20 protein-coding genes are annotated in these 25,518 nt (G+C 70.2%); 14 read left to right on the top strand and 6 right to left on the bottom strand.

The genetic code is table 11. The annotated features are described in order from the left end of the window. Positions 1-23: 23 nt before the first annotated feature. The 4 genes from U7230_RS09805 to U7230_RS09790 form a co-directional block, all read right to left on the bottom strand. Entirely contained in the window at positions 24-1,463 is a 1,440-nt protein-coding gene (locus U7230_RS09805; RefSeq protein WP_324715662.1) for a glycoside hydrolase family 57 protein, read from the bottom strand. Positions 1,464-1,465: 2 nt separating this feature from the next. Further along, positions 1,466-2,896 (bottom strand): glycosyltransferase family 4 protein, encoded by a 1,431-nt coding sequence (locus U7230_RS09800; protein ID WP_324715661.1) that lies wholly within the window; start codon positions 2,894-2,896, stop codon positions 1,466-1,468. After that, positions 2,896-5,406 (bottom strand): mannose-1-phosphate guanyltransferase, encoded by a 2,511-nt coding sequence (locus U7230_RS09795; RefSeq protein WP_324715660.1) that lies wholly within the window; start codon positions 5,404-5,406, stop codon positions 2,896-2,898. The genes U7230_RS09800 and U7230_RS09795 overlap by 1 nt, the downstream gene beginning before the upstream one ends. Positions 5,407-5,669: 263 nt before the next feature. Continuing rightward, the gene (locus U7230_RS09790; protein ID WP_324715659.1) at positions 5,670-6,770 is read right to left on the bottom strand and encodes a M42 family metallopeptidase; all 1,101 of its coding nucleotides are present in this window, start codon (positions 6,768-6,770) and stop codon (positions 5,670-5,672) included. A gap of 299 nt (positions 6,771-7,069) precedes the next feature. On the opposite strand from U7230_RS09790, the gene U7230_RS09785 reads away from it, so the two are divergent. From U7230_RS09785 to U7230_RS09765, 5 genes are all read left to right on the top strand, one after another. Beyond that, positions 7,070-8,962 carry a glycoside hydrolase family 13 protein gene (locus tag U7230_RS09785; RefSeq protein ID WP_324715658.1) on the top strand — a complete coding sequence of 631 codons (1,893 nt, stop codon included), beginning with the start codon at positions 7,070-7,072 and terminating at the stop codon, positions 8,960-8,962. Between the two features lie 22 nt (positions 8,963-8,984). Next, the gene (gene glmM / locus U7230_RS09780) at positions 8,985-10,382 is read left to right on the top strand and encodes a phosphoglucosamine mutase (protein WP_324715657.1); all 1,398 of its coding nucleotides are present in this window, start codon (positions 8,985-8,987) and stop codon (positions 10,380-10,382) included. A gap of 324 nt (positions 10,383-10,706) precedes the next feature. Continuing rightward, positions 10,707-12,521, top strand: coding sequence for a glutamine--fructose-6-phosphate transaminase (isomerizing) (glmS, locus tag U7230_RS09775; RefSeq protein ID WP_324715656.1), 1,815 nt, complete (start codon positions 10,707-10,709; stop codon positions 12,519-12,521). Positions 12,522-12,583: 62 nt separating this feature from the next. Next, positions 12,584-12,994 (top strand): holo-ACP synthase, encoded by a 411-nt coding sequence (gene acpS / locus U7230_RS09770; protein ID WP_324715655.1) that lies wholly within the window; start codon positions 12,584-12,586, stop codon positions 12,992-12,994. Continuing rightward, positions 12,991-14,625, top strand: a complete 1,635-nt coding sequence (locus U7230_RS09765) for an NAD(P)H-hydrate dehydratase (protein WP_324715654.1) — start codon at positions 12,991-12,993, stop codon at positions 14,623-14,625. The genes acpS and U7230_RS09765 overlap by 4 nt, the downstream gene beginning before the upstream one ends. Here the strand turns inward: U7230_RS09765 and U7230_RS09760 are convergent. Further along, a complete protein-coding gene (locus U7230_RS09760) occupies positions 14,570-15,181 on the bottom strand; it encodes a biotin transporter BioY (protein ID WP_324715653.1) in 612 nt (203 codons plus the stop codon). The genes U7230_RS09765 and U7230_RS09760 overlap by 56 nt on opposite strands. Before the next feature lie 5 nt (positions 15,182-15,186). Beyond that, positions 15,187-16,242, bottom strand: coding sequence for a biotin--[acetyl-CoA-carboxylase] ligase (locus U7230_RS09755; RefSeq protein WP_324715652.1), 1,056 nt, complete (start codon positions 16,240-16,242; stop codon positions 15,187-15,189). 67 nt (positions 16,243-16,309) lie between these two features. On the opposite strand from U7230_RS09755, the gene alr reads away from it, so the two are divergent. The 9 genes from alr (at position 16,310) to U7230_RS09710 (ending at position 25,514) form a co-directional block, all read left to right on the top strand. Further along, complete coding sequence (alr, locus tag U7230_RS09750) at positions 16,310-17,521, top strand: alanine racemase (RefSeq protein ID WP_324715651.1); 1,212 nt, start codon at positions 16,310-16,312, stop codon at positions 17,519-17,521. Positions 17,522-17,679: 158 nt separating this feature from the next. After that, complete coding sequence (locus U7230_RS09745; protein ID WP_324715650.1) at positions 17,680-18,171, top strand: helix-turn-helix domain-containing protein; 492 nt, start codon at positions 17,680-17,682, stop codon at positions 18,169-18,171. An 87-nt stretch (positions 18,172-18,258) separates the two neighbouring features. Then, on the top strand, positions 18,259-19,587 hold the full coding sequence (glnA, locus tag U7230_RS09740; RefSeq protein ID WP_324715649.1) for a type I glutamate--ammonia ligase: 1,329 nt from the start codon (positions 18,259-18,261) through the stop codon (positions 19,585-19,587). A 13-nt stretch (positions 19,588-19,600) separates the two neighbouring features. After that, positions 19,601-20,083 carry a cyclic pyranopterin monophosphate synthase MoaC gene (gene moaC, locus U7230_RS09735; protein ID WP_324715648.1) on the top strand — a complete coding sequence of 161 codons (483 nt, stop codon included), beginning with the start codon at positions 19,601-19,603 and terminating at the stop codon, positions 20,081-20,083. Positions 20,084-20,097: 14 nt separating this feature from the next. After that, a complete protein-coding gene (gene hpt, locus U7230_RS09730; RefSeq protein ID WP_324715647.1) occupies positions 20,098-20,676 on the top strand; it encodes a hypoxanthine phosphoribosyltransferase in 579 nt (192 codons plus the stop codon). Further along, positions 20,677-22,269, top strand: a complete 1,593-nt coding sequence (gene guaA, locus U7230_RS09725) for a glutamine-hydrolyzing GMP synthase (protein WP_404980506.1) — start codon at positions 20,677-20,679, stop codon at positions 22,267-22,269. It begins immediately after the preceding gene. Positions 22,270-22,400: 131 nt separating this feature from the next. Next, positions 22,401-23,675, top strand: a complete 1,275-nt coding sequence (locus U7230_RS09720; protein ID WP_324715646.1) for an ABC transporter substrate-binding protein — start codon at positions 22,401-22,403, stop codon at positions 23,673-23,675. A 121-nt stretch (positions 23,676-23,796) separates the two neighbouring features. After that, the gene (locus U7230_RS09715) at positions 23,797-24,690 is read left to right on the top strand and encodes a carbohydrate ABC transporter permease (protein WP_324715645.1); all 894 of its coding nucleotides are present in this window, start codon (positions 23,797-23,799) and stop codon (positions 24,688-24,690) included. Continuing rightward, positions 24,687-25,514: a carbohydrate ABC transporter permease gene (locus U7230_RS09710; RefSeq protein WP_324715644.1), complete on the top strand. Its 828-nt coding sequence runs from the start codon at positions 24,687-24,689 to the stop codon at positions 25,512-25,514. The genes U7230_RS09715 and U7230_RS09710 overlap by 4 nt, the downstream gene beginning before the upstream one ends. Positions 25,515-25,518 lie beyond the last annotated feature (4 nt).

The following is a 25,518-nucleotide window of genomic DNA, read 5'->3' as shown; positions in this document are numbered from 1 at the left end:
AAAAACGCGGGCTTACGCGCCTTTCAGGCGCCTCTGGCCCTGGCTCGGGCTCGTGCGGGGGTCTCGCGGCTGTTGGCCGCCACGCTTCTCGGTGCCTGCAGCGCGGCCGCCGCTTCCCGCCGCCCGTCGGTGCTGCCGGCGGCCGCTTCGCTGCCGGGGACGAGCGGGGCGATGGGCGGGAGCTCGGGCCGGGCGCGCCGGCGCCGGTTGACCGGCGGGGGCTGCTCGCCGGGGAGGTAGCGCACCTCGTGGGTGAGGTAGGCGTCCATGGCGACCAGGAAGTTACGAAACACCTGCTGGATCTCGTGGATGATCCCGTGAGGTCCGAGGCGCCACCATTCCCGGGGCGTGAAGTAGGCCGAGACCTCGGCCTCCGAGCCGCTGCGCCCGAACCACTGGATCAGGTGCAGGTTGTCCGACTGGAGCAGCCACATCGCGAGATCGATGATGGCCGGATCCTGGGTGAGCAGCGCCTTGTGATAGACGTGATGCATGAGCTGGAAGACCGCCTGCTGCGCGCCATTTCCCAGGAAAAAACCCACGCCGCCCTCGCCCGCCCAGGTGGTGGGAAAGGCGGGCAGGGGAAGGTGGTGGCTGCGATCCCGCAGCCTCGCGATGGCTTCGCCGGGCAAGAGCGTCTCGACGCCCTGGCGCTCGAGTTCCCGGGGCAGCGCCCGCATGAAGTCGAAGATGCCGGTCTCCTTCCAGTGGTGCTCGCCGAACGTCTCGTAGTCCCACCCGACGGTCACCACGTCGCCTGATGCCTCGGCGATCCACCGGGCGTACGTGTCCGCGTACAGCGGCCACAGGGCCCACGAGCGGTTGGAAAAGCGGTAGCCGACGTCGTCGCTCAGCTGGTAGTGACGGGTGAGCAGGTACAGACGCCGGGTATAGTGGTACAGATAGCTGGGCTGTCGCCACCCGAGCACCCACGGCCTGCCGTCCATGAGCGCCCCCCGGAAGCCCGCCTGCGCCAGCGCGAAGTAGATGTCGTTGGCCATGAACATCTCGGTCGTGTCGGTCACGGCGACGGGCGAGCGCAGGTCGAACAGCTTGCGAAGCATCTCCGCCGTTTCCCGCATCCGTCGCACGAAGGCGTCCATGTCGACGTAGAAGAGGAAGCTGTGGTACGGCTCCACGTTGATGACTTCCACGTTGGGGTGGCGGGCCAGGCGCCGGAGTTTCTCCATGAGCGCCTCGTCCCACATCTGCGCCTGCCGCAAGAACGACCACGAGAAACCGACGCTGAACTTGAGCCCCCGGTCGGCCAGCTCGAGGAACATCTCGGTGGCCGGGTGGTAGCAGGTGGCCGCAACCTTCTCCAGATACCGGCGGTTCATGCGCTCGTCGAACAGGCAGCGTTCGATGTCGGCGGGGACCGCCCCTTTGGGGATGGGCTGGGCCGGCAGCTTGAGGCGCCTGGGCTGGTGGATGACCGTGTAGATCACCAGGTGCTGGGCCACGGCTACCGGACCTCCTCTAGCGCGGCCGCCGCCTCTTTCACCTCGCCCGCACCCTCGGGCCTGCTGCGGCCCCCTCCTCCGTCCTCCCTCGTCGACCGGAGCCGGGGCCACACCAGGCGCTGCTGCTCCGCCGCGAACTGCAGGCGGTCCACCAGGATGGGCAGCACGCGCGACCAGGTATATCGGGCCGCCGTCGCCCGCCCGTTTTCCCGCAGCTGTTGGCTCAAAGCCGGGTCGTCCACGACCCGGCGCACGTGGTAGGCGATTTCGCGCGGATCGTCGGTCTCGAGCACGATGGCGTTGTGATAGGCGATGGCGTAATCCTCGCCCGTGGCCCCCGTGATCGGCAAGCCGCCGGCGCCCATGACCTCGAGCCCCACCAGCCCGAACGGCTCGATACCGCTGTTGGCGAGCACCGCATCCGCCGCCTGGTAGAGCGTCCGCAGCAGGTTGTCGGAGACGAAGAACTTGAGCTGGAAGACGTCGACCTCCGGATGGGCGGAGATCACCTGGGCCAGCTCGGAGGGGGTCGCGTGGCTCTCGAGATGGACCGGCATCGTCCTCAGTCCCAGCCCGGACGCCCGCTCCAGCACCTCTCGCTCGTGCGGCTCGATCCCGCCCCGGATGACCATCTTGGGCGCCATGCCCTGCCCCTTGAGCAGGGCCACCGCCTCCACGGCCATCAGCCACCGCTTGTCGGGGTCGAAGCGCCCGACCTTGACGAGCAGCACCCTTCCGCCGGCCCCCTCGAGGCCCTTGCGCAGCACTCCGACCGACCGGGGAGGCACGGGGCGCAACGCTTCGTCGGCGATCCCGTTGGGAATCACGACCGGATTGATGCCCCGGCCCCACATCACGTGCTTCATGTACCGGCTCACGGTCGTGACGGTGGTCACGTAGCCCAGCCGGCCCCAGTTGATGCGGTCGAACCCCATCGTGTTGTTGGCGTTCCAGGCGAGCAGGGCGTGGTGCCGCAGCCCGGCGCCCCACAGGCGGTCGCTCAGTTCACAGACGGTGTGGGCGGTGTGCCACTCTTCGGCCAGCACGACCAGGACCTTGCCCTGTTCGACCGCCCGGCGGGCGATCTGGCCCGTCACGAAGTCGGGCACGGTTTCGTCGAAGTCATAGCGCTTGGCATCTTCGCCTTCGTACACTCCCTGCGGATAGTACCGGCTGATCCACTGGCACCAGCGGTGCAGATGCAGACGCCCCTCCTCCTGCACCTCCATCCCCGGTGCCGCCGGGTCCCCGACGAAGACGAGATGGGTGTGGTACCCGGCTCGCGCCAGCGCGCTCGCCAGCTGGGTCACCCGTACCCCGAGCCCGCCGGCCCTGCTGTACAGGTCGGGCCCCTCGAACGAGAGCAAGGTGAAGACGGCCGTCTCGGGCGAAAGGGTATGGCGATCCGGCGCCCGCAGCGCTTCCACACCCATCAGGCCCCTTTCTTTTGCAGTTCCTGGATGCGGGTGGCGTAGCGGCCGATGAGCTCCTCGACGTCCGAGCGGCTCTTCCCCTCCGCGATGAGGTGGAAGACCGGTTCGGAGGCGTCGGGCAAGGCCAGCACCCAGCCCCGGTCGTAAAACATCTTGATGCCGTCGATGTACTCGGCCTCCCTGGCCGTGCCGGCCTCCCGGGCGAGCAGCCGCATGACCCGCCCCTTGTACTCCCAGGGGCACTCGATGGCCTGTTCCTGGAGGTAGAAGTCGGGCACCTGCGCCACCAGCTCCGACAGCCGGCCGCCGTCGGCCAGCGCCATGAGGACCCTCGCCAGGGCGACCAGGGCATCTTGCGTCGGGTGGAACGCGGGGAAGATGAACCCTCCCTGCGTGTTGCCTGCGATCACCATGTTGTCCCGGTGGGCGGCGGCCAGATGCATGAGCGCCCTCGCCTCGTGCTTGGTGCGCAGCACCTGCGCTCCCCGCTCGGCGGCAATCTGGTCCACGATGCTGGGCGCGCTGACGGGCACTCCCACCGTGCTGCCCGAAGGCCGCCCTTCCAGGGCGATCCGGGTCATCAAGGCCAGCAGGATCTCCTCCGAGACCGTGCGGCCCTGCTCGTCGACCAGGAAGAGCCGCTCCCCGTCGTCGTCGATGAGGGCGCCGAGGTCCGCTCCCAGCATGGCGACGGCCTGCCCGAGCTCCACGAGCATGCGGGCCCGGTCTTCCCGGGAACGGGGCGCCCTGCGGGGATCGGGGTACGGGTGGAGCGCGATGACCTCGCACCCGAGGCGGGCGAGCAGGCCCGGCACGACCATGGAGAGCCGGCCGTACGCGTAGTCGACCACGATCTTGAAGCGGCGGCGGGCGATGCGGGGCGCGTCGATGAAGTCGAAGAAAGCCTCGGTGTAGCTCTCCAGGACCCGGGCCGGAAAGTCCAGCCTCCCGACCTCCTCGGCCGGGGTGCGCCGGAACTCCTCCCGGAAAAACAGGGACTCGATCTTGCGCTCGGCCGACCGGTGCACGTTGATGCCCCGGTGGTCCAGCAGCTCCACCAGGGTGGAGGAGGGATCCCGCGGGTCGACGCGCACGTGCACCCCTCCGGCCGCGCCCAGCACGGGGACGGCCCGCCGGGCGATGGTGAGCGGCGTGGAGCGGAGATCCTGCACGCTGGTCCCCACCGTCAAGAAGCCCACGATGAGCGACCGCAGGATCATGCGGGAGGCAGGGTGTTCGTCGCGGCTGGTCGTCACGACGGTCCCCTTGCCCAGGTACGTGCCAAACGCGGCGGCCAGGCGCACCGCGAACTCCGGGGTCATCTCGACGTTGGTCAGGCCCGAGACGCCCCGATCCCGGAAAAGCGACTCGTGCCACGCCGAGCCCCAGATGACGCTCATGTTGACCCGGGCGCCGGCTTCGACTACCTTGTTGGGCCAGACCTTGACCTGGGGTGCCACCTTGGCTCCCTGGCGCAGGACGCTGCGATCGCCGACGACGGCCCCTTCGCCGATCACGCAGCCGCGGTCGACGGCCACCTGCTGGCCGAGGATGGCTCCCGAGACGTGCGCGCCCCTCCCCACGAACACCCCGTGCCAGACGATGGAACGCTGGATCGTCGCCTGCTCTTCGACGATGCAGTTGCTCCCCAGTACCGTGTAGCCCAGGATGCGGGCGCCCGGCCCGATCCGGCAGTTATCGCCGATAATGGCCGGCCCCCGGATCTCGGCCGTCGCGTCGATGACCACGTCGCGGCCCATCCACACGTCGTTGATGCGGCGGCCGTCGACGTCGACCTGGACCAGGCCCTCCAGCACGTGGTCGTGCGCCATGCGGTAGGCGCCGATGTTACCGACGTCGCACCAGTAGCCGCTCGACACGAAGCCGAAGAGGGGCGCTTTCTTCTTGAGCAGGACGGGGAAGACGTCCTGGCTGAAGTCGACCGCCCGGCCCGGCTCGATGTACCGGAGCACCTCGGGCTCCAGGATGTAGATGCCGGAGTTGACCGTATCGGAGAAGACCTCACCCCAGCTCGGCTTTTCCAGGAACCGCTGGATCCGGCCCTCGTCGTCGGTGACGACGATCCCGTACTCCAGGGGGTTTTCCACGCGGGTGAGCACCAGGGTCGCCAGCGCCCCGCGCTGCTTGTGGAACGCCGTGGCCGCTGCCAGATCGATGTCCGTGAGCGCGTCCCCGCTGATGACGAGGAACGGCTCCTGCCCGACGAACTCCTCGCACAGCTTGACGCTGCCGGCCGTGCCCATGGGCGACTCTTCGACCGAGTAACTGATCCGCACGCCGAACTCGGCACCATCGGCGAAATGGCTACGAATGTCGTCCCCCAGGTAGTGCAGCGTGGCCCGGATGTCGGTGAACTGGTGGCGGCGCAGCAGCTCCACGATGTGAGCGAGGATGGGCTTGTTGGCGACGGGAACCATGGGCTTGGGCCGCTGTACGGTGAGGGGACGAAGCCTCGAACCTTCTCCGCCGGCCATGACGACGGCCTTCAAGAAGCTCCCCCCCTTAGAACGAACGGAGAAGCGGGGTGAGGTGGCTGGAGCGTGCGACGACGGTTACCGCGATGTGGAGTCGGTCTGGAATCATCTTACCACGCTGGTCGATCGCTGTTCAACGCGGTCGATGGCGGAAAAAGAACGTCGATTTCCTCATGTTTTTGAAACCGCATACGACCTCCTGGGGTCGCACGCGTGCCACCGGTGGAAAAGGACAGGCGCCCCCGCCGGGGCGCCTGTCCTGCGCGGGCTCTCGGCGGTCAGGAGAGCAGGCCGTCGAGAATGGTTGCGTCGAGGCGGCGCACCACTTCCGTCATGAGACGGGCGGCCGCCTCGAAGTCCGACAGGTCGATGATGCTCGAACCCGTGTGGATGTAGCGGGCGGGGACGCCGATCACCAGGGAGGGTACGCCCCGGCGCCAGAGGTGGAACCGCCCCGCGTCGGTCCCTCCGCCGGGCATCAGGTCGAACTGGTACGGGATCCCGGCCTCTTTCGCCGTCTCCACGACGAAGTCGCGCAGCTTGCGGTGCGGTACCATGGACGCGTCGTACAGCGTGATGGCCGGCCCCTTGCCCAGCTTCGACTGGGCTTCCTCGGGCTTGACGCCGGGGGTGTCGCCCGCGATGGAGACCTCCAGGGCGAAGGCCACGTCGGGCTGGCTCAGCTCCGCGAGGGTGGCCGCCCCTCGCAGGCCTACTTCCTCCTGCACCGTGGCGCCCGCGATGAGCGTATTGGGGTGGCCGGGCCCGGACGCGCTGCGGCGGAGCACCTCGACGGCCAGCGCGCAGCCCACCCGGTTGTCGAAGGCCTTGGCCAGCGCCCGCCTGCCGCCTGCCAGGAGCGTGAAGGAGGTGGCCGGCACCACCGGGTCGCCGGGCCGGATCCCCATGGCCTCGACCTCGGCCCGGTCAGAGGCCCCCACGTCGATGAACATCTCCTTCTTCTCCACGACCTTCTTGCGGTCTTCGGGCGACAGGATGTGGGGCGGCTTGCTCCCGACGACTCCGGGTACCGGCCCTTTCTCGCCCAGGACCGTGACACGCTGGGCCAGCATCACCTGCTCCCACCACCCGCCGAGCGTCTGGAAGCGGAGGAAGCCCTCGTCGGTCACGGATCCGACCATGAAGCCCACTTCGTCCATGTGGCCGGCCATCAGGATCCGGGGGCGTTCGGCGCTGCCCCGGTGCACGGCCGCTACGCTACCGATGGCGTCCCGGACGAGTTCGCCCGAGCCTTCCAGGTGGCGGCGCATCACCGCGCGCACCGGATCCTCGAAGCCGGGGACCCCGGCCGCCTCGGTCAGCTCTCGCAACAGCTCCAGGGTCTGCGGGGAGATCGTGAGCGGGGAAGCATCAGCCACGGCTGTCGAATCCCTCCTCGTTTCGTGCCCGTTGGCAGAGTGCGTGACCATTGACAGGCGCAGCCCGCAACTTCGCCCCATGGGCCCGGGATGCCTGCCCGGGCCGCCCGCCCGTTCAGGAGAGGCCGCCCGCTCGCTCCGGGGGCAGCAGGACAGGGCCCGTCCGCCTCGAAGAGAGGCGCCTGGCCGCCCGGTGAGCCCGTGCGGCGCGCCGCAGCTACTCGTTTGGAGATGGAGACACGATACCGAATAGTATGGCAGCGATACGCTTCCGACCAGACGACGGGGCACGGGCGGGAGTGCAGCAGCGGGCTCTGGTGACGTGGAAGCCGGCAGGGTTCCTTTCCCACGACCCGCAGCCGCCAGGCGGCGACGTGGTGCGCAGCGGCGAGCGGCACGCCTTCTTGCGCTTTTCGTGGGAGGGGCCGAGGCCGCTTCGCTTCGAGGTGTGGCTCGACGACGGGTCGCTCCGGCGCCTGCCGGCCGCGCCGATCGCCAACCTCCAGGAGACGTGGTGGTACCGGGTCGAGGTGGAAGCCCGGCGTCCGGCGTTGTCGTACGTGGTAAGGCTCGAGCTGGCGGGGGGCGCGGGCGCCCCCGACGGCCGCTGGCCGCGGGGGGCGGGACAGGCGGCGCCCGCCGGGACGGCGACGGTGTGGTGGGGGCCCAGAGGGTCGTCGGCGGCCATGCCCGGCCCCGGGGAGTGGTGGGCGGTCGACCTGGCGCAGCGGCCGGCCTTCGTCACCCCCGCGTGGGCCCGTACGGGCGTGGCGTACCAGATCTTCCCGGACCGCTTTTACAACGGCGACCCTGCCAACGACCCGCCGGGGGTCGCCGCCTGGGGAGACGCCCCCACCTTTTCCAACTTCTTCGGGGGGGATCTGGAGGGGATTCGGCGCCGGCTCGACTACCTGCAGCATCTCGGCGTGGACGTGATCTACCTCAACCCCATCGTGCAGGCGCCGTCCAACCATCGCTACGACGCCTCCGACTACCTCGCGGTCGATCCGGCGCTCGGCACGGAAGAGACCGTGCGGCGGCTCATCGACGAAATGCACCGCCGGGGGATGCGCCTGATCCTGGACGCGGTGTTCAACCATACGGGGGAGACGTTTTGGGCATTCCGGGACGTGGCGGAGAAGGGGCCGGCCTCGCCCTATTTCCACTGGTACTACGTGTACGAGTGGCCCCTGCGCCGCGACCCGCCGTCGTACGCCTGCTGGTGGAACTTGCCCCACCTGCCCAAGCTCAACACCGCGCATCCCGAGGTACGGGCCTACCTCTTCCGGGTCACCCGGTACTGGATGGAGCTCGGGGCCGACGGGTGGCGGCTCGACGTGCCCAACGAGCTCGAGCCGGGATTCTGGCCCGAGTGGCGCAAGCTCGTCAAGAGCCTCAAGCCCGACGCGTACATCGTCGGGGAGATCTGGCACGAGGCCTCGGGGTATTTGTCCGGAGAGCAGTTCGACGCCGTCATGAACTACCCCCTGCGCGACGCCTTGCTCGACTTCTTCGTTCGCCGGAGCATCGGGCCGGTCGAACTCTGGCAGCGCCTGGGCCATCTGGCCCGGGCGTACCCGGCCCCCGCTTTCTTGACCCTCATGAACGTCCTGGGCAGCCACGACACGGAGCGGGTGCGCACGGCGGCCGGGGGGAGTTCGCAGGCCGTGCGGGCCATGATGCTGTTCGTGGCCGCCTTCCCGGGGTTACCCACCGTCTACTATGGCGACGAGGCCGGCATGACGGGGGGGAAGGACCCCGATTGCCGCCAATGTTTCCCCTGGGACGAGCGGCGCCAGGACCTGCCGACGTGGCGGTGGGTGAGGCGGCTGGCCCGGCTTCGCAAGCAGGTAGGGGCTCTTGCTCGCGGCGACCTGGCCGTGGTCGAGGTGGCGGGCAGCAGCGACGTGGTAGCCTTCGGCCGTTTGCGCGGCGGGCCGCCGGCCGGCGCGGCGCTTTGCGTCGTGAGCCGCAGCCAGGGGCGGGAGACGGTGACCGTGGATCCCGGGGAGGAGATGGCCGATCTGGCGGAGGTGGGCAGGGCGCGGCACGCTCGTGGCCGGGCCACCCGCTGGGTGGACCTCCTCTCCGGCCGGTGCGTGAGCGGGGGGCGCCGGCTTCGCCTTACCCTCGGCCCGCAGAGCGGGATGCTGCTCGTGCCCCACTCGACGTGGGGTGCGCTTTGCCGGTGAGGATGCGGGAGGTGCTGGAGCATTGGGGCGCAGGTTGTTCGGCACCGACGGAGTGCGCGGGGTGGCCAACCAGGAGCTGTCCCCGCTGCTCGCGTTCCGGCTGGCGAGGGCCGCGGGCGCTCTGGTGGCCGGGCGGCGGGAAGGAGGCCGCGAGCGGCCCTTCGTGCTGGTGGCGAGCGACACCCGCGTCTCGAGCGGGATGCTCGATGCGGCCGTCACCGCGGGGCTCACCTCGGTAGGGGTCGATGCGGTGCGCCTCGGGATCCTGCCCACGCCCGGGTTGAGCTGGCTCACCCACCATACCGGGGCCGCGGCGGGCGTCATGATCTCCGCTTCCCACAACCCGGTCGAGGACAACGGCATCAAGATTTTCGGGCCCGACGGCTACAAGCTCTCCGATGACCTGGAGAGGCACCTGGAGGACGTGGTCGAGCGCATGGAGCAGGGAGAAGACCCGCTGCCCCGGCCCACCGGCCGGGACGTCGGGCGGGTGAGGACCGAGGCCGGGTGGGCCGACCGCTACCTCGAGTACCTCGCCGAGCGGGTGCCGGTGGACCTGAGCGGCATGCGCCTGGTGCTGGACTGCGCCAACGGGGCGGCGCACCGGCTGGCGCCCCGGTTGTTTGCGGCGCTCGGCGCCGAAGTGCGGGCCATCCATACCGGGGACTCCGGGGAGGACATCAACGTTTCGTGCGGCTCGACCCATCCCGAGGTCGTGGCCGAGGAGGTCCGGCGCTTCGGAGCGGACGCCGGGCTTTCGTTCGACGGGGACGCGGACCGGTGCATCGCGGCGGACGAGCGCGGCAACGTGGTCGACGGGGACCAGCTGCTCACCATCTGCGCCCTTGACCGGATACGCCGGGGCAAGCTCCCCGGCGGTGCCGTGGCCTGTACCGTCTACTCCAACGGCGGCTTGAGGGAGGCGCTGCGGGCCGCAGGCGGCGACGTGATCGTGACCCCGCCGGGAGACCGCCACGTGCTGGAGGCGATGCGCACCCATGGCCTCGTGCTGGGCGGGGAGCAGTCGGGCCACCTCATCTTCCTGGAGCACTCCAGGACCGGCGACGGTATGCTGACGGGGCTCATGCTGCTCGACGTGATGCGCCGGCAAGAAGAGCCGCTGTCACACCTCGCGGCCCAGATGCGACGTCTTCCGCAGGCGCTGGTCAACGTGCGGGTGGCCCGCAAGGAAGGGGTGCTCGACCGGGCCGAGGTGCAGGAGGTCATCGCCCGGGCGCGAGAGGCTCTCGGCGACGCCGGCCGGGTGTACGTACGCCCGTCTGGCACCGAGCCGCTCATCCGTGTTATGGTGGAGGCGTCCGATCCGGCCCTGGTGGACGAGTGGGCCCGCCGGGTGGTAGCGGCCCTGGAGCACGCAGGGAGCGAGGGGGTGGTGGCGCAGAGCGTGTCCGGATCATAGGAGGTTCGCACACAGTCGCATACCGGCACCGGGAGCGCGCGAGCGGGCAGGAGCGCCGGGCGGCGTCGGCGAGACGGTGCGTGGCTTCGTGACACGGCAGCGCCAGGGCTTGCGGGCCCGTGAGGCCTGCAAGTTGACGAGGTGGGGGATCTCGGATTATCGGCGGGTGACCCCCGGCCCACCACGGTCGTGAGGAGACTGCCAAATCCCGGGAGCGATCCCGGGGACAGAAGGTCTCCAGGTGGTCGTCTCGGTCCATGCCTTCTTCGGCCCCTTCTCCGTCGCGCGGTTCCCGTGGCGCGGGGAAAGGGGCGTCTTCGGCTCATGTGTGGCATCGTGGGCTACGTCGGCAACCGTCCGGCGCTTCCCATCCTCCTGGAGGGACTGCGCCGGCTCGAGTACCGGGGCTATGACTCGGCAGGGGTGGCCGTGGTCAACCACCGCCTGCAGGTGGTCAAGTCGCAAGGACGCGTGGAGCAGCTGGAGCGGCTCGTGGCTTCCCAGGGGCTGGAGGGCCGCTCCGGCATCGGGCACACCCGCTGGGCCACGCACGGGGCGCCGAGCGACCACAACGCGCATCCGCACACGGATTGCTCGGGGCGCTTCGCGGTGGTGCACAACGGGATCCTCGACAACTTCGCCGAGCTGCGAAAGGAGCTCGAGGCCCGCGGCCACCGGTTCCGGTCCGACACGGACACCGAGGTCGTCGCCCACCTTCTCGAAGAGGCTTGGCGGGGCGACCTGGCCGCGGCCTTGCGGGAAGTGACCCGCAGGCTGCGCGGTTCGTGGGCGCTGGCCTGCGTCTGTACGGACCAGCCCGATACCCTGGCGCTCGCGCGCCAGGATAGCCCGCTCGTCATCGGGGTGGGGGACGGGCAGTACGTGGCCGGATCCGACGTCACCCCGGTGCTGGCCACCACGCGGCGGGTCCTCTACCTCGACAACGGGGAGGTCGCGCGGATCGACCTCCGGGGGGTCACCATCTGGGACGCCCGGGGCGAGGTAGTGGGCCGCTCGCCCGTGGAGGTGGCGTGGGATGCGTCGGCGGCCGAAAAGGGCTCCTTCGACCACTTCATGATGAAGGAGATTTACGAGCAGCCGCAGGCGGTCCGCCAGACGCTGGCCGGCCGGGTCGATCCGGCGGCCGGCAGCGTCGACCTCTCCGGCGCCGGGCTGTCGCCCGATCGCCTGAGGAGCTTCGAGCGCATCCAGATCGTGGCCTGCGGCACCGCCTGGCACGCGGGACTGGTGGGCCGGCGGCTCATCGAGGCGTGGGCGCGCCTTCCCGTCCAGGTCGACGTGGCGTCGGAGTTTCGCTACGGGGAGCCGCTGGTCGACGGCCGGACCCTGACGGTGGCCATCAGCCAGTCCGGGGAGACGGCCGACACCCTGGCGGCCGTGCGGGAGGCTCGCCGGCTGGGTTCGCCGGTGCTGGGCATCGTCAACGTGGAGGGGAGTTCGCTTGCCCGAGAGGCCGACTGGGTGCTCACCACGAAGGCGGGCCCGGAGGTGGCCGTCCCCTCGACCAAGGCGTACCTCACGCAGGTCGTGGCGCTGCACCTGCTGGCCCTGGCCCTCTCCCGCGTCGAGAGGCCGGAGGAGGGGCGCATGCTGCTGCAGCTCCCCCAGCGGATCGAGCAGACCCTGGCGATGGAGCCGCGAGTCCGGGAGCTGGCGCGCCAGCTGGCCGGCCAGTCCCACCTGTTTTACATCGGGCGGGGGCTCGACTACGCGGTGGCGATGGAAGGGGCCTTGAAGCTCAAGGAGATCTCCTATATCCACGCGGAGGCGTACGCGGCAGGCGAACTCAAGCACGGCACCCTGGCCCTCATCGAGCCGGGGCGCACTGTCGTGGCGCTCGCCACCCAAGAGGCGCTGCGGACCAAGACCGTGGGCAACATGGTGGAAGTGAAGGCCCGGGGCGGCAGGGTCGTCGCCGTCACGCCGGATCGGCCCGACGCCCGTAAAGAGGTGGAGGTCGCCGCCGACGCGCTCCTGGCCCTTCCCGATGCGCCGGAGGGGCTGCTCCCGGTCCTGGCCGCGGTGCCGCTACAGATGCTCGCGTACTTTGCCGCCGTGGAGCGGGGATGCGACGTGGACCGGCCGCGCAACCTGGCGAAGAGCGTCACGGTGGAGTAAGCTTCCAACGAGGGCGGCGCCTTGCTCGAAGAGGCGCCGGCACCGGAGGCGAGCACTTCCCCATGGGATGTGGGCCGGGCCCGAGCGCGATCGTGGGCGTGGGGGTCGACGTCGTCGAGGTCGACCGCATCGCAAGGGCGCTCGAGCGCCACGGGGAGCGGTTCCTGGAACGGCTCTTCTCGTCCGAGGAGATTGCCTACTGCCTGGCCAAGAGGCACCCGGCGGCCAGGGCCGCTTGCCTGGCGGCTCGCTTCGCCGCCAAGGAGGCGGTGATGAAGGTGCTCGGGACCGGCCGTCGCGGGGTTGCTTTCCATGAGATCGCGGTGACCCACCGGCGAGGGGGCCGGCCGGCCATCGAGCTCCGGGGCCGGGCGGCCCGGGTGGCCGAAGCGCTGGGCGTCGACGAGGTCTGCGTCTCGGTGAGCCACGGGCGCGATGTCGCCGTGGTCGTCGCGCTGGGGGTGCGACGGTGAAGGCCATCAGCGTGGCCTCGATGCAGGAGGTCGACCGCCGCGCCGCGGCGGAGTACGGCGTCCCCAGTATGGTCCTGATGGAAAACGCCGGAGCGGCGGTCGCCCGAGTCGCGTCCGAGATGCTGGGCGGCTCCCCGGCCGGGCGGCGGGTCGTGGTGGTGGCGGGGCCCGGCAACAACGGCGGCGACGGCCTCGTCGCCGCACGGCGGCTGGCCAACCGGGGAGCCCGAGTGCGGGTGTTGCTCGCGGCAGAGCAAGCGGGGGACCGGCCGCGGCTTTCCCCTGATGCCCTGGCCAACTACCAGATCGCGACGCGAAGCGGCATCGAGGTCGTCGCCCTTGCCTCCCTCGGGGAGGACCGTGCCGGCGAGCTCCTGGCGAGTGCGCAACTGATCATCGACGCCGTGCTGGGTACGGGTGCCCGGGGAGCGCCCCGAGGGCCGGCGATGGCCGCCATTGCCGCCATCGAGCGAGTCTCCGGAGCGGTGCCTGTCCTGGCGGTGGACATCCCCTCGGGGGTGGACGCCGATACCGGGCTGGTGGCGGGCGTGGCCGTCCGGGCTACCCGGACGGTGACCTTCGGGCTACCCAAGCCGGGCCAGCTCCTTTTCCCGGGGGCTGCGCTTTGTGGGCGCATCGACGTGGCGGAGATCGGGTTTCCTCCCGCTTTGCTCGAGCAGGCTCCGCCCGCCTTCGAGATCCTGGACGCCCGGAGCGTGCGGTCTTTCTTGCCTGCGCGCCCTTCGGACGCGCACAAGGGGACCTTCGGCCACCTGCTGGTGGTGGCAGGGTCCCGGGGGATGGCCGGAGCGGGCGTGCTGGCGAGCCGTGCGGCCGCGGCGGCCGGCGCGGGGCTGGTCACGTGGGGGCTGCCCCGGTCGCTGCAGGACGGCGCGTTTGGCGCCGTCCCCGAAGCGCTGACGGCCGGCCTGTCCGAGGGCGAAGAGGGGCGGCTGGGCCCGGCTTCGGCCGGAGAGATCCTGGCGCTGCAGCAATCCCGCGACGCCCTCGTCATCGGCCCCGGCCTGGGGACCCACCCGCTCACGCGCCAGGCGGTGCTCTCCGTCGTGGGCAACTGGCAGAAGCCTCTCGTCGTCGACGCCGACGCGCTCAACGCCCTGGCGGCCGAGGGAGCGGAACGATGGCTCCGGCCGGACGCCGGGGCCGCCGCCAACCATCCCGGCCGTATCCTGACGCCTCATCCGGGGGAGATGGCCAGGCTGCTGGGCAAGACGGTCGGGCAGATCCAGGAAGACCGCGTCACGCACGCTCTCGAGGCTGCCAGGCGCTTCGGGGCCGTGGTGGTGCTCAAGGGCGCCCGGACCGTGGTGGCGGCTCCCGACGGGCGCCTGTGGCTCAACCCGGCTGCGTCGGCAGCCCTTGCCACGGGGGGCTCCGGCGACGTGCTGGCGGGGATTGCCGGGAGCCTGCTGGCCCAGGGGGTGGGCGCGGTCGAGGCCGCCCTGGCTGCGGTGTACGTACACGGCCTGGCCGGGTGGATGGCAGCCGAGGGCGGCAGCGTGGGCGTCACGGCTGCCGGCATCGCGGCGCGCGTCGGGGAGGCGATGCGCGGCCTCATGCGGGGCGAGCCGGCGCCCGAGGATCTGGAGCCCGTGCGGGTGCTCGAGTGAGGGCCCTCTCCACGGCCGGTCCGACCAGCGCGGCCGCGGCGGCCTTGGCCAGGTCCCAGCCGATGAACGGCACCACGCCCATGGCCACCGCTCGACGGGCGTTCAACCCCAGCACCAGTGCCAGCTGTGACGCCCCTGCCAGGTAGATGATGGCCACGGCTGCCCCTGCAGCCACCGCCGCGGCGGTGGCCGGCGCGCGTACCCGCGCCCGGCAGAAGGGCATCCGGTAGAGCGCGCTCGCCGCCACGGCGGCGACCGGGAAGCCCCAGAGATAGCCGCCGGTAGGGCCGAGCAGCACCCCGGGGCCGCCGCTCGAGCCCGCGAAGACGGGCACGCCCGCGGCGCCCAGGGCAAGGTAGAGGGCCATGGCCCACCCCGCGGCCCGAGGGGGCAGCACGATGGCCGTGAGCAGCACGCCCAGCACCTGCAAGGTGACCGGCACCGGCGTGAAGGGCAGGGGAATGGCGACCTGGGCCAGGACCGCGACGAGCGACGCGGCCATGGCGGCCCGGGTCCACTGCGACAGTGTCGAGGGCGAAGCGACGGACGACATCATCCTGGTCAACCTCCTCGTTCGATGGACCCCGGCCCGCCGGGGTCGGCGGCCGGGGGTCCCCCCGCTTCCCGCAGCGTCACGTCTCCCGCGTACAAGCTCTGGCGGGCTCCGCCGGGTCGTTCCAGCACCAGCGCGCCGTCTCCCGCCAGCCCGGCGAGCCGTCCTTGCCACGAGCCGAAGGGCGTCCGGACCTCCACCTCCTCGCCCTTCCACGCGAGCAGGGAAGAGGCCTCGGCGACGAGAGCCGCCGCCGGTAGTTGCCCGGGCTCGAAGCCTCCCAGGAGACGATGGAGGGCTGCCAGCACCCGGCCCAGGACTTCCGCCCGGGGCTGTGTCCACCCCAGTTGCCGCAACCCTATCGGAGGGAGTCCCCCGCCTGCCCGGGCAGGGTCGAGCTCCGGCGTCTCCACGTTGATCCCGATCCCTATCACGGCGAAGCGCACGGTCTCCTGATCCGCCGAGAGCTCGGCCAGGATGCCGGCGAGCTTGCGGCCGCCCGCGATCACGTCGTTGGGCCACTTGACCCGGGCACCGGCGCCCGGTACGGCGCTTTGGACCGCCCTGGTCACGGCGACGGCGCTGGCCAGGGAGAGGAGAGCGACGAGGCGCGGTTCGAGTTGCGGACGTAGCAGGACGGAGAAGTAGAGTCCGCCCGGCGGCGACAGCCAGGTACGTCCCCGGCGGCCCCGGCCGCTCGTCTGCCGGTCGGCTACCACGACGGTGCCGGCGGGGGCTCCTGCCTCGGCCAGCCTTCGGGCCTCGTCGTTGGTGGAGCCTACCACGGGAAAGAAGTGAACGGGCAGGCCGGCCAGGGAGGGGGGCAGCGCCATGGCGACCTCCCAGGGAAGCGGCAGATCGGGAGCCGAAACCAACCGGTAACCCCGGCGGGGCGCCGCGTCGATCCGGTACCCCCAGGCCCGGAGATCTTCGAGCATCTTCCAGACCGCGGTGCGGCTCACGCCCAGGGACCGGGCCAGCGACTGCCCGGAGATCGGCTGCCCGGGCTGCAGCGCCCGGCGCAGCGCCACCATGGGCGCGGATGGGGCCGTGGAAGCGAACAAGTCGGGCCGGACACCTCCTGCGCGTGGCGAAGGGTGTACAGGGTTAGGGTAAGGAAGGAGCGGCCAAGTGTCAACTCATTCCTCCAAAATGGTTGACGTTTCGCCCGTTGCGGTCCCGCACGCCGAGGCGTCGTCTTCCGGCGGCGGCGAACCGGCGGGGCCCCGGCGCAGCTGGGTGGAGGTGGACCTCGGCGCGATCGCGGCCAACACGCGGGCGTTCGTTGAGCTCGTCCAGCCGGCCCAGGTCATGGCGGTGGTCAAGGCCGACGGCTATGGCCACGGCGCGGTGGAGGTAGCGCGAGTGGCGCTCGAGGCGGGGGCGCGCTACCTCGCCGTCGCGACCACCTCCGAGGGGGTCGCGCTGCGCAGCGCCGGCATCGACGCCCCCATTTTGGTCCTCGGAGTCGGCGGGGCAGCCGAGCCCCTCGACCGGCTCGTGGAGGCGGGCCTGAGCGCGACGGTCACCACGGAGCAGGCAGCTCGGAGGCTCGACGCGGCGGCCCGCTCCAGAGGACGCCGGGTCCGTGTCCACCTCAAGGTGGACACGGGCATGGGACGTCTGGGCGTGCTGCCGGACCAGGCCGCCTGGCTTGCGGGCCGGGTCGCGTCGCTGCCGGCCGTGGAGCTCGAGGGCGTTTACTCCCACCTTGCCACCGCCGACGATCCCGACCTCTCCTATGTGGCGATCCAGGCCGCCCGGTTCCGGGAGGCGGTGGCATCCGTGGAGAGGGAGCTGGGCACCCGCGCTCCGCGCCTTCGCCACCTGGCCAACACGGCCGGAGCGCTCTCCTCCTCTGACCTGCGATGGGACATGGTGCGCATCGGGCTGGGGCTTTACGGTTACTACCCTGCTCCTCACCTGCAGGATCGGGTCGCCTTGCGGCCCGCGCTCCGCCTGATGGCGGCGGTCTCGGAAGTGCGCACCTTGCCCGCCGGCAGCGGCGTCAGCTACGGCAGGACCCACGTGACCACCCGGCAGACCACCATCGCCACCCTTCCCATCGGGTACGCGGACGGATACACCCGCCGGCTCTCCAACCGGGGCAGGGCCGCCATCGGGGGCCGGGTTTACCCGGTCGTCGGGCGCATCTGCATGGACCAGTGCATGGTGGAGACGGGCGATGACGCTCCGCCCGTGGGGGCCGTGGCCTGCCTGCTGGGCCCCGGAGACCAGGGCGAGATGACGGTGGACGAAGCAGCCCGCCTGACCGGGACCATTCCTTACGAGATCGTGACACAACTCGGTCCGAGGCTGCCCCGCGTCTACATGAGACGTTAGATGTCCTGACATCCTGCCTTGTTGGCCCGGCACGGGCCGGATATGATAAGAGTAAAAAGGGGTGTCGCTTCCATAGAGCTACCGGCCCTTGTGCAATGGGCCAGGAGGACCCTCCGGGGCATCCGGCCGTCGATGGGACGAGGGGGTGTGTGCCGACCATGCCTGGAGTGGAGCCGACCGTGCCGGTCTATCCCATCGGGGTCGTGGAGCGCCTGACGGGCCTGAGCGCGCGCCAGATCCGCTACTACGAGAAGGAGGGGCTCCTTGCCCCCAGCCGCACCCGGGGCAACCGACGCCTCTTCTCCCCGGTGGACGTGGAGCGCTTGCGCCAGGTCAAGAGCTTGATGGCCCAGGGGCTCAACGTGGAGGGCGTCCGGGCCTACCTGGCTTCCCAGGGCGGGGCGGCGGCGCCGGCGCCGGCGCCGGGCGCTACGCCGGCGGCCCACGAGGCCGGTCCTGCAGCGCCGGGCCCCGGCGGGCAGGAGCTCGCCGGCGAGGCAGCCGTCGGAGGTCCCGCTGCGGGACCCGGCGGAGACGTTACCCATCCGTCCATTTTCCGCCAGGCCCGGGGGCGCAGGCTGACGTCGCTGTTTCCGGTCGATCATCAGGACGAACTGGTCCGCTGGCTGGAAGAGCAACGTCAGCAGTAATGGCGAAAAGGTGCAGGAACCGCGGCGAGCGCGGCGTACACCGCTGCACATGCACCCACGCATGGGCGAAAGGGAGCTCGAGGAGCCATGGATGATGCATCGGCCGCGGTGATTCGTCGCGCACGGGAAGATGCCGTCGAGTTCGTCCGCCTGCAGTTCACCGACATCCTGGGCGTGGTCAAGAACGTGGCGATCCCCGTTCGCCAGCTCGAGCGCGCGCTGGAGGAGGGGATCATGTTCGACGGGTCGTCGATCGAGGGGTTCACCCGGATCGAAGAGTCGGACATGCGGTTGCGGCCCGACCCCTCCACCTACTGCCTGTTTCCGGGGCTGACGGGCGAGGCCCGGGCGGCCCGGCTCATCTGCGACGTGGTCCGTTCCGACGGGGAGCCCTTCGAGGGCGATCCGCGGATGGTCCTCAAGCGCGTCCTGCAGCAGGCTGCCGACATGGGCTTCCGGGTGATGCTGGGGCCGGAGTGCGAGTTTTTCCTGTTCCGGCGCGATCCCGACGGCAAGCCGACCACCCAGACTCACGACGAGGCCGGGTACTTCGACCTCGGCCCGGTCGACCAGGGGGAGGCGGCCCGGCAGGAGATCGTCCTGGCACTGGAGTCCATGGGCTTCGACGTGGAGGCGAGCCACCACGAGGTGGCTCCGGGCCAGCACGAGATCGACTTCAGGTACGACGACGCCCTGGTCACCGCCGACCGGGTGGCCACCCTCAAGGTCGTGACCCGGACGGTGGCAGCGCGCCGCGGGCTCCACGCGACGTTCATGCCCAAGCCGATCTACGGGGTGGCGGGCTCGGGGATGCACACCCACCTCTCGCTGTTCCGGGACGGCGAAAACGCGTTTTACGAGCCGGCCGGCCCGTACCAGCTCTCCAGCGTCGCGCTGCACTTCGTGGCCGGGCTGCTCGAGCACGCCCGGGCCTTCACGGCGGTGACCAACCCGCTGGTCAACTCGTACAAGCGGCTCGTGCCGGGCTACGAGGCGCCGGTGTACATCTCGTGGTCCGCGCAAAACCGCAGCGCCCTGGTGCGGGTGCCCTCCGGCCGGGGCCGATCGACCCGGGTGGAGTTGCGCAGCCCCGACCCCTCGGCCAACCCGTACCTGGCCTTCGCGGTCATCATCGCGGCGGGGCTCGACGGCGTGCGGCGCAGGCTGTCGCCGCCCGAGTCGCACAACAAGAACATCTACCACATGACGGCGGAGGAGCGGCAGCGAGCGGGCATCCGCAGCCTTCCGGGGTCGCTCGAGGAGGCCGTCAACGAGCTGGTCAAGGACGAACTCGTCGTCGAAACGCTGGGTTCGCACGTCTTCTCCCGGTTCGTGGAGGCCAAGCGCATCGAGTGGGACGTGTACCGCACCCAGGTCCACCGGTGGGAAGTCGAGCAGTACCTGGGCACTTTCTGAGCCGGAGGGGTTCATGGAAGGAGAGCTCACCCACCTCGACGACCAGGGACGGGCCCGCATGGTGGACGTGTCGGGCAAGGACGTCACCTTGCGGGAGGCCGTGGCGCGCGGCTACGTGGAGATGGGGGGTGAGACGCTCCAGGCCATCACCCAGGGGCGCGTGCCCAAAGGAGACGTGCTGGCGGCGGCCCGCATCGCCGGCACCATGGCCGCCAAGCGCACCGCCGAGCTGATTCCGCTCTGTCACGCCATCCCGTTGAGCGGCGTGGAGGTGCACCTGAGGCCCCTGCCCGAGCGCCAGGCGCTGGAAGTCGAGGCCCGGGTGAAGGCGCGGTGGGTGACCGGCGTCGAAATGGAGGCGCTGACGGCGGTTTGTGTCGCCGCGCTCACGGTGTATGATATGGCCAAGGCTCTGGACCGCGGCATGCGGATTACCGGCGTCCACCTGGTGGAAAAGTCGGGAGGCCGCTCCGGAGCCTGGAAGGCAGTGGAGTGAGGGGCGGGGCCGGGATGCGTTCACTCGAGGCGGAGGCGAGCCCTCTTTTGGGCGATATCGAGTCCGTGCTGCTCGAGGAGGCGCGCATCCGGCAGCGGGTGCAGGAGCTCGGCCACCAGATCTCCCACGAGTACAAGGACCTGGATCCCCTCTTCGTCGGGATCCTCAAGGGCGCCGTCCTCTTTCTGTCCGATCTGCTGCGGGCCGTCTCGATCCCGTCCACCGTCGACTTCATGGCCATCTCGAGCTACGGGGCGGGCACCAAGTCGAGCGGCGTCGTGCGGATCCTCAAGGACCTGGACCACCCCATCGCCGATCGCCACGTGATCATCGTGGAGGACATCGTCGACACGGGGCTGACCCTTCGCTACCTGCTGGACAACCTCCAGTCCCGCAAGCCGGCCAGCTTGCGGGTGTGCGTGCTGCTCGACAAGAGCGAGCAGCGGCAGCTCCCCGTGCACCTCGACTACGTCGGCTTCTCGATTCCCAACCGGTTCGTGGTGGGGTACGGGCTGGACTACGCGGAGCACTACCGCAATCTGCCGTTCATCGGCATCCTGAGCCCTGAGGCCGTCCAGAGAGGTTCGCGCTGAATGCGGCCGGTCATCGCCGTCGACCCGGCCGGTATGCCCGGCGCCGAACGGGTGCTGGTGCTGGACCTGGGGGCGCAGTACACGCTGCTCATCGCCCGCAGGGTGCGGGAGCTGGGCGTGTATTGTGAGGTGCTGCCGGGGGACGCGCCGGCGCAGACCATCCTGTCCCGCAAGCCGCAGGCCATCATCCTCTCGGGCGGGCCCTCCAGCGTGTACGCCGAGGATGCGCCCCGGCCCGATCCCGCGGTGTGGGAAGCCGGCGTACCCGTCTTGGGTATCTGCTACGGGATGCAGCTGATGGCGCATGTCCTGGGCGGCGAGGTGCGCCGGGGGGAGCGGCAGGAGTTCGGACGGGCGGAGCTCGAGGTGCTGGCAGCCGACGACGGGAGGCCGGGGCGGCTGTTCGAGGGGATCGGGTCGCCGGGAGCGCGCATGACCTGCTGGATGAGCCACGGGGACCTGGTGCGACGGCCGCCTCCCGGCTTCCGCACGGTGGCCCGGACGCCGCTTTCGCCGGTGGCGGCCATGGAGCACGGGTCGCGCCCCTGGTTCGGGGTGCAGTTCCACCCCGAGGTGGCCCACACGCCCTTCGGCTCCGAGCTCCTGCGCCATTTCCTGTACGACCTGGCGGGCCTGCGTGGCGGGTGGAACATGCACGCCTTCGTGGAGCGCGCCGTCGACGAGCTTCGCCGGCAGGTGACCGGGGGGCGCGCGGTGGTGGCCTTGAGCGGCGGAGTCGATTCGTCGACGGCGGCGGTGCTGGCACACCGGGCGCTGGGCGACCGGCTGACGGCGATCTTCGTGGATCACGGCCTGCTGCGCCGGGGGGAGCCCGAGACGGTCGAGCGGGAGATCGGCGGGCGGCTCGGCGTGCCCGTGACCCGCGTCGATGCCCGGCAGCGCTTCCTCACCAAGCTGGCCGGCGTCGTGGACCCCGAGGAGAAGCGGCGGATCATCGGCCGAGAGTTCATTCGGGTTTTCGAGGAAAGCGCCCGAGGCGTCCCCGACGTGCGCTACCTCGTCCAGGGCACGCTCTACCCCGATGTGGTGGAGTCGGGCGGCGGGCGCACCGCCACCATCAAGTCGCACCACAACGTGGGCGGGCTGCCGGAGCAGATGCAGCTCACGCTGGTGGAGCCGTTTCGGTACCTCTTCAAGGACGAGGTGCGCAGGGTAGCCCGGGAGCTGGGGCTTCCCGACGCCATCGTGCACCGTCATCCGTTCCCCGGTCCGGGGCTGGCGGTGAGGGTGGTCGGCGAGGTGACGGCCGAGGCCCTGGAGACGGTGCGGGCGTGCGACGCCATCGTGCAGGAAGAGGTGGAGAGGGCCGGGTGGGCCGGAGAGGTCTGGCAGGCCTTCGCCGTCTGGACCGGTGCCTGGAGCGTCGGGGTCAAGGGAGATGCCCGCCATTACGGGCCGGTCATTGCCGTGCGGTGCGTGCAAAGCGACGACGGCATGACGGCCGACTGGGTACGGTTGCCCTACGAGGTGCTGGATCGGATCTCTCACCGCATCACCAACGAGGTGCCCACGGTCTCCCGGGTGGTCTACGACGTGAGCGCCAAGCCGCCTGCGACCATCGAATGGGAGTAGGCGACCTCGCCCCGGCTCGAAAAGCTCCTGCAACGCATTGTTAACACCCCTGTTGACGAATCCACGGGGCTCCTTCCGAGGAGGCCTTTCCCGGCGCGTCGAACCCACCGTCGGAAAGGGGTGGCCAAGCGTTGCGCACACTCGGCACCAGGGCCTGGATCGTGGCAGCGCTGCTGGTGGTGGCGCTGGCGCCGGTCCCTGCGACAGCCGCGGGGGCCCGGACGACCATCACCTTCTGGCATGCCATGGGCGGGCCGCTGGGGGAGACCATCAAGGCGCTCGTCGACGAGTTCAACCGTGCCCATCCCGGCGTGGAGGTCGTGGCCCAGTACCAGGGCAACTACGGGCAGTTGCAGCAGAAGATTCTCGCATCGGTGGCGGCCGGCCAACCCCCGGTCGTGGCGCAGTCGTACAGCAACTGGACCGAGCAACTGCTCGAGGCGAAGGCCATCGTGCCCCTGGATCCGTTCGTCAAGGGGCCGGACGGTTGGAGCAAGGAGGAGCTGGCCGACTTCTGGCCGGTGTTCCTGGAGGCCAACCGGTGGGACGGCACGCTCTGGAGCATCCCGTTCAACAAGAGCATCTACGTGCTCTTTTACAACGCGAGCCTCTACAAGGAGCTCGGGGTGAGCGCTCCGGCCGACTGGGAGGCGCTGCTCAAGGTCTCCAGGGCGGCCACTCTCAAGCGGGGCGGGGAGATCGTCCGGCACGGCTTCGGCCTGCGGCCCAACGTCGACCAGTTCGCCCTTTTCCTGCTGACCAACGGCGGGGAGTGGCTGAGCCCGGACTTCCAGAAAGCCCGCTTCGCCGAGAAGCCCGGAGTGGAAGCGCTGCAGTTCATGGTCGACCTGCTTCACAAGTACCGGGTGGCGTACTACATCGAGGGCTACATGGAGCAGGACTTCGCGGCCGGCAAGGTAGCGGCCTATGCCACCTCCGTTCCCGGCCGCCCGTACGTGGAGCAGGCGGTCGGCGACAAGTTCGAGTGGGGGATCGGGCCCCTGCCGACGCGGTCGAGCCGGCGGACGCCGGTCGCGGGCACGGACCTGGTCATCTTCAGCAAGGCCACGCCGGAGCAACAGAAGGCGGCGTGGACGTTCGTGAAGTGGCTGGTGGAGCCGCAACAGACCGCCCGCTGGTCGATGGAGACCTTCTACTTGCCGGTTCGCCAGTCCGCGATGAAGGTTCCGGCGTTCCAGGAGTACTTGCGCCGGGATCCCCGCAACGGCGCCGCGCTGGTGCTGCTGCCGTACGCGGTCACCGACCCTCCGATCCAGGAGTGGAACCGGATCCGCAACTACATCTCCGACGCCGTCGCGCAGGCCTTCTTGTTGAAGGCGACCCCTCAGGCGGCGCTGGAGGAGGCGGCTCGCAAGACGGATGCGGAGCTCGCTCGGCGTCGCTAGGCCGGCGCTTGCCCGCGTACAGCCTCGACGGGAGCAAGGGGGGGCGACGACGCGTCTTTCGAGGACGGCCTGGTGGGCGCGCTCCTGTCACGGCCCTGACGTGGTCGCCGGGGCGCCGGTCATGGCGCGGCGCCGTCCTTCTCCCAGGTTACGGGCCACGGTCGCGGCGTTCTTCTTCTTGTTGCCGGCGCTGCTGCTCCTGGGGCTGTTCGAGATCGGGCCGGTCTTCTACTCCTTCTACGTGAGCCTGCTGCGATGGAACATCATCGGCACCCCGGAGTGGGTCGGCTTCGCCAACTACCTCGCGCTCCGGGGCGATCCCGACTTCTGGCAGGCGTGGCTCAACACGGCGTACTACGTGCTGCTTTCGGTGCCGACCACCATGGCGCTCGCCCTGCTGCTCGCCTCGGCCCTCCACCGGCCCCTCGTGGGCCTCGGGGCGCTTCGCACCGCTTACTTCCTGCCGTACGTCACGGCGGCCAACGCAGCGGCCATCGTCTGGTTTTACGTCTTTCACCCGGAGGCCGGGGGGTTGCTCAACGAGGCCCTGCGCCTGGTGGGGTTGCCCCGCCAGCGATGGCTCCTCGACCCGCGCCTCGCCATGCCGGCGGTGGCGATCACCCAGGTGTGGCACCTGCTCGGCTACCAGGCGGTGCTCTTCCTGGCCGGGCTGCAAAACATCTCCCGAGAGTACTACGAGCAGGCGGCCATCGACGGCGCGTCGGGCTGGCGCCTGTTCCGGTACGTCACCTGGCCGCTGCTCTCCCCGACGACCTACTTCGTCTTGATCATCTCGCTCATCGGCGCTTTCCAGGTCTTCTCGCCGGTCTACATCATGACGAGGGGTGGCCCCCTCGACAGCACCATGGTGCTGGTCTACTACCTGTACCGCCACTCGTTCGAGTACTTCGACTTCGGGTACGCCTCGGCCATCGCCTACGTGCTCTTCGTCTTCCTGTTCGTGCTGACGCTGGTGCAGCGGCGCACCATCGGGACGCGGGTGCACTACCAGTGAAGCGCCGTGACGACTTCGTGCGATACGCCGTGCAGGTGGCGCTGGTGGCGGGCGCCGTGCTGGTCGCGGTGCCCTTCCTGTGGATGCTCGTCACCTCCCTCAAGGAGCCGGACCAGGTCTTCACCCAGCCCATCCACTGGGTCCCGCACCCCGTGCGCTGGCGAAACTACGTGGAGGCGTGGCAGGCGGCGCCGTTCGCCCGGTACTTCCTCAACAGCGCGGTGGTGGCGGTGGTCACGACGGCCGGCCAGCTCGTCGTTTCGGCGATGGCGGCGTACGCCTTCGCCCGGCTCGACTTCTACTTGCGTGAACCGCTGTTCGCGCTCTTCCTGGGCACCATGATGATTCCCGAGCCGCTGCGGCTCGTCCCCAACTTCCTGGTGCTGTCGCGCCTCGGCTGGATCGACACGTACCTGGCGCTCACGGTGCCGTGGATGATCAGCGTGTTCTCCATCTTCCTGTTGCGCCAGTTCTTCCAGACCATTCCCCAGGAACTCGAGGACGCCGCGGCCGTGGACGGCTGCCCGCGCTGGCGCTTCCTCACTCAGATCCTGGTGCCGCTGGCCAGGCCTGCCGTGCTGACCGCAGGCCTCTTCACCTTCATCGGGAGCTGGAACGCGTTCTTGTGGCCCCTCATCGTCACCAACCGGGAGACGATGCGGCCCATCCAGGTGGGGGTCGCGACCTTCTTCCAGGAGTACGGCACGCTGCCCAATCTGGCCATGGCCGCCTCGACGATGGCGGTGGCGCCGGTGCTCCTCTTCTTCTTCCTGGTGCAGCGGCAGTTCATCGAGGGTATCATCCGGACGGGTTTGAAGGGATGAGACG

The sequence above is a fragment of the Limnochorda sp. L945t genome (genome assembly GCF_035593305.1).
In the GTDB taxonomy this organism is placed as follows: domain Bacteria; phylum Bacillota; class Limnochordia; order Limnochordales; family Geochordaceae; genus Carboxydichorda; species Carboxydichorda subterranea.
Note: the sequence above shows the minus strand (reverse complement) of the source record. Positions and strands in the feature narration are given on the sequence as shown.